Genomic DNA, 4,291 nt, shown 5'->3' with positions numbered 1-4,291 from the left:
GCAGCGCCTGCTCGACGCCGTACTCGTCCAGCTCCGACAGGAGGCCGTCCACGCCCTCCCGGTCGGTGGTGTGGTCGTCCGCGAAACGACGGTCACCCGTCGCGTCCGGCACGTACTTCACACAGACAACGATCCTCAAGCTCACGGCCTTGTCTCCTGTACTGGTCTCGTCCGGCGGCTGCGGCGTGCAAGCGGGCGCGAACACGGCACGCACCCGCTCCGGGCAGCGAGTTTCCCGTGCCGGTCCGGAACTTCCTGGCAGCATACTCGGCGGTACACCAGCGGTCACTACTGGCCAGTAGCTTATGCCGGACGGCCCGGGTCGCCGCCTGCGCCCATCCTGCCCCAGCCAGGGGCCGGCTCCACCTCGCGGGGCGGCGCCGACCGCAGATGACAGATATCAGCAAACAGATTTCATCATCTGTTCGCTGACATCTGTCATCTGTTCGCTGTCACTTGTTACTCGGCACCCGCCATCAGACCGCCTGACCCAGCGCCGCGATCACATCCGCCTTGCGCGGCATCCCGGCCGCCCGGCGCACCACCCGGCCCGCCGCGTCCAGCACCAGCACGGTCGGCGTCCGCAGGACCTCCAGCCGACGGACCAGCTCCAGCTGAGCCTCGGCATCCAGCTCGACGTGCTCCACCCCGTCGACCATCCCCGCGACCTCCGCGAGCACCCTCCGGGTGGCCCGGCAGGGCTGGCAGAACGCAGTGGAGAACTGCACCAGGGTCGCCCGCTCACCGAGCGGCCCGCCCAGGTCCGCCTCCGACAGTCGTACCGTCCCGTCCTTGGTGCGCACCCTCAGCCTTCCGTCGCGCCCGGCCCTCAACAGCCCGAACGTGGTCGCCATCGCCAACACGACAACGCACACCACGAGTCCGGTCATCCCTCCAGTCTGCGTCAGCGCGTGCGGGCTCCGAAAGGAAGGTCGACCCGCCGACCCCGGGCCCGTACGATCGGCAGGTGGACTCCGACCCCCTCTCCCCACCGCTGCTGACCGTCCGTCGCGCCGTCGACCCGGATCCGATCGCCACCGCCGGCCGTCGCTGACGCGCCCCGCCGCAGCCGTCCGCCGCGACCCTCCCGGAGCCCCCGTGCAGACCGACCCCCGCGGTCCCCGCTTCGCCGCCGCACTCACCGCAGTGGTGCTGGCCGCCGTCCTCATCACCGGCAGCGGGTTACTGCTGGCCGCCCAGACCCTCGTGTTCGTACTCGGCGCGGTGGGCGGCCCCCGCGTCTCCCCGTACAGCTGGCTGTTCCACGTCTTCATCGCGCCGCACCTGACACCGCCCACCGAGACCCAGGACGAGCGGCCGCTGCGCTTCACCCAGGGCGGCGGGGCCGTGTTCGCCGCCGTGGGCACCCTCGGCTACCTCACCGGGGTGACCTGGCTCGGCCTGCTGTCCACCGGCTTCGCCCTGGCGGCCGCGTTCCTGAACGCAGTCTTCGGCTACTGCCTGGGCTGCGAGATCTATCCGATCGTCCGACGCGCCCAGGGCCGACTGGGCGCGGGCGCCTGACGCCACCCCCGGTACCACCGCCGACACCACCCGCCCGGGAAACGAGGCGGAACTGAAAGGTTCCCGACCGAACTCATCACGGAGATCACACCGTGAATATTCGCTTGACCGCACCCCTCAGGTGACAGCAGGCACTCGTTCGGGGGATCATCTCCGTGTATCACCCGTGACCGCCGCGGCGTGCCGTGCTCCGGTCGGCTCCCACGCACGGCGCGGGTACCCGCCGTACCGGGCCCCGGCCCGTGGAAGTCAGGACTGACCGTGGCAGAGTTCGTCTACCCGCCGGTGATCGGCGCCGCACTCACCGCCTTCCGCGCACTCGACGTGCGGATAAAGATCATCGGTGCCGAGCACATCCCCGCCACCGGCGGAGCGGTGCTGGTCAGCAACCACATCAGCTACCTGGACTTCCTCTTCGCCGGCCTCGGCGCCTACCGCGGCGGCAAGCGCAAGACACGCTTCATGGCCAAGGACGACGTCTTCCGGCACCGCATCTCCGGTCCACTGATGCGCGGCATGAAGCACATCCCCGTCGACCGCACCGACGGCCAGCCCGCCTACGAGGCCGCCGTGCGCGCCCTCAAGGCCGGCGAGGTCGTCGGGGTCTTCCCCGAGGCGACCATCAGCCGCTCGTTCATGCTGAAGAAGTTCAAGACCGGCGCCGCCCGGATGGCCGCCGACTCCGGCGCCCCGCTGCTGCCCGTCGTCCTCTGGGGCACTCAGCAACTCTGGACCAAGGGCCGCCCGAAGACCCTCACCAAGCGCCACATCCCGGTGACCATCATGATCGGCGAGCCGATCCACCTGGGCCCGAACGACAAGCCCGTCATGGTCACCAGAAAGCTGCGCGCCGCCATGACCGAGATGCTCGACCGGGCCCAGCGCGAGTACCCCGGCAAGCCCTCCGGCCCGGACGACACCTGGTGGCTGCCCGCGCAGCTCGGCGGCACCGCGCCCACCCTGGAGGTCGCCGAGGCCGAGGACGAGGCGGAGGCCCTCGCCAAGGCCGAGCGCCGCGCCGCCCGGGGCTGACCCGCCCCGCACTGCCGAGCACTTCCGCGACCACCCCCGCAAAGACTTCCGAGCGCCCGTCCGATCCGTCCACTCCTTGTGACCGAGCAGACGCATTCCGTTGCGTGTCGCCCGGCCTCCGATGTTCCCGTCTGGCACAGTGACAGCTCCTCCAGGGGCCGTCCCCTGGATTCGTCCTGGGTCCCTCCCGCCATCGGAGCCGGGGCACAACGTCGGAGCGGTCGGAAAGGTCGGAGACGGAGATGACGCGGAGCACCGGTACACGGCAGCCCCTCACGAGCAAGGCCCGCACCCGCGCAACCGCCGGTGCGGGCCTCCTGCTCGTAGGCGCCCTGATCACCGGTTGCGGGGCCGAGCCCGGCGAGATCCCGCTCTCCGAGATCCGCCCGGAGTCCCCCACCGCCACCCCCACACCCAGCCAGTCAGCCACCCCGGACGCCGTCGGCGCCGCAGCCGCGGAGGCACACAACGGACTGATCGTCAGCCGGGCCTACACCGACGCCACGCGCACCACCAGCGCCATCGTCACCGTCGGCCCCGACGGTACCGGCCAGCGCCAGGTCACCCAGCCGCCCGCGCGCGCCCGTGACGACCGCCCCGACTGGTCCCCCGACGGCAGCGCCATCGCCTTCGACCGCACCGACCCGCAGACCGGCACCGCCCGCCTCTGGACAGTCTCCACCAGCGGTGAGAACGCGCACCAGATCAGCCAACTCTGCGACGCCGCCGGCGGCGGCGCCGACTGCGCCAACGAGGACGAACGCGCCCCCGCCTTCTCCCCCGACGGCAAGCAGCTCGCCTTCAGCCGTTCCTGGGGCGCCCTCGACGAGGCCCACAACAAGCAGATCCAGTACTCGGACCTCTACCTGATGAGCCCCGACGGCACCAACGTCCAGCGGCTCACCTTCCTGACCAACGACAAGCCCTACTCCGGTGCCGTCAGCAACCCCAGCTGGTCGCCCGACGGCAAGCAGCTCACCTTCGAGTACCGCACCAGCGCCACCGGACAGCCCGCCAACAGCCGCGCCATCTACGTCGTCGGTGTCGACGGCACCGGACTCCGCCAGCTCACCCCATGGGAGCTGCGCGCCGGCGAGCGCGCGGACTGGTCCCCCGACGGCACCCAGATCCTCTTCACCACCTACCCGGCCGGCGCCGACAACGCACCCGGCGGCGGCATCTACACCGTCCACCCCGACGGCACCGCGATCGGCGCCCTCACCCCCGCCCCCTCAACGGCCTTCTACGGCAGCGCGGCCTACGCGCCAGACGGCAAGTCCATCGTCTTCACCCAGGCCGCCGCGGGCTCCGGCACCGATCTCTACAGCATGCGACCGGACGGTACGGGCATGACCCGGCTCACCAACAGCGCGGACAAGTGGCTCAGCCGCCCGGCCTGGGGAACGGCGGCCGTACCGGCCCAAGGCACCCAGTCCGAGGCCCCGTCAGCTACACCCTCTGCTGCACAGTCAGCTGCACAGTCAGCGTCCGCCTCAGTGGCCCTGTCCGCGGCCCCGTCACCATCGGCCGGGCTGACGCCGGCCCAGGCGCCGGGACAGCCGAAGCCCGATGACAACGAGCTGCCGGACGGCGAAGACGACGACAACTGAGCTGAAATGCGAAAAGCCCCTGATCCAAAGGATCAGGGGCTTTTCTGAATGATTGTTCGGCGGCGTCCTACTCTCCCACAGGGTCCCCCCTGCAGTACCATCGGCGCTGTGAGGCTTAGCTTCCG

4 protein-coding genes, 1 rRNA gene and 1 pseudogene are annotated in these 4,291 nt (G+C 70.8%); 3 read left to right on the top strand and 3 right to left on the bottom strand.

Annotation, left to right across the window (positions count from 1 at the left end):
- A pseudogene (locus HS99_RS42150) lies at positions 1–145 on the bottom strand (electron transfer flavoprotein subunit beta); the annotation flags it as partial.
- A gap of 331 nt (positions 146–476) precedes the next feature.
- On the bottom strand, positions 477–890 hold the full coding sequence (locus HS99_RS40345) for a thioredoxin family protein (RefSeq protein ID WP_030291205.1): 414 nt from the start codon (positions 888–890) through the stop codon (positions 477–479).
- Positions 891–1,098: 208 nt separating this feature from the next.
- Between HS99_RS40345 and HS99_RS40340 the strand changes: the two genes are divergently transcribed.
- From HS99_RS40340 to HS99_RS40330, 3 genes are all read left to right on the top strand, one after another.
- A complete protein-coding gene (locus HS99_RS40340) occupies positions 1,099–1,524 on the top strand; it encodes a DUF4395 domain-containing protein (protein ID WP_030291207.1) in 426 nt (141 codons plus the stop codon).
- A gap of 261 nt (positions 1,525–1,785) precedes the next feature.
- Positions 1,786–2,556 carry a lysophospholipid acyltransferase family protein gene (locus HS99_RS40335; protein ID WP_030291209.1) on the top strand — a complete coding sequence of 257 codons (771 nt, stop codon included), beginning with the start codon at positions 1,786–1,788 and terminating at the stop codon, positions 2,554–2,556.
- Positions 2,557–2,798: 242 nt separating this feature from the next.
- The gene (locus HS99_RS40330; RefSeq protein ID WP_030558390.1) at positions 2,799–4,166 is read left to right on the top strand and encodes a TolB family protein; all 1,368 of its coding nucleotides are present in this window, start codon (positions 2,799–2,801) and stop codon (positions 4,164–4,166) included.
- Positions 4,167–4,220: 54 nt separating this feature from the next.
- Here the strand turns inward: HS99_RS40330 and rrf are convergent.
- Positions 4,221–4,291, bottom strand: a 5S ribosomal RNA gene (gene rrf, locus HS99_RS48740); the annotation flags it as partial.

Source organism: Kitasatospora aureofaciens (assembly GCF_001188955.3).
Lineage (GTDB): Bacteria > Actinomycetota > Actinomycetes > Streptomycetales > Streptomycetaceae > Kitasatospora > Kitasatospora aureofaciens.
This window is presented reverse-complemented; position numbering and strand designations above follow the sequence as displayed.

Excerpts from the sequence above, each read along its gene's own strand:
- HS99_RS40345 (WP_030291205.1), bottom strand. The coding sequence starts at position 890 with ATGACCGGACTCGTGGTGTGCGTTGTCGTGTTGGCGATGGCGACCACG.
- HS99_RS40330 (WP_030558390.1), top strand. The coding sequence starts at position 2,799 with ATGACGCGGAGCACCGGTACACGGCAGCCCCTCACGAGCAAGGCCCGC.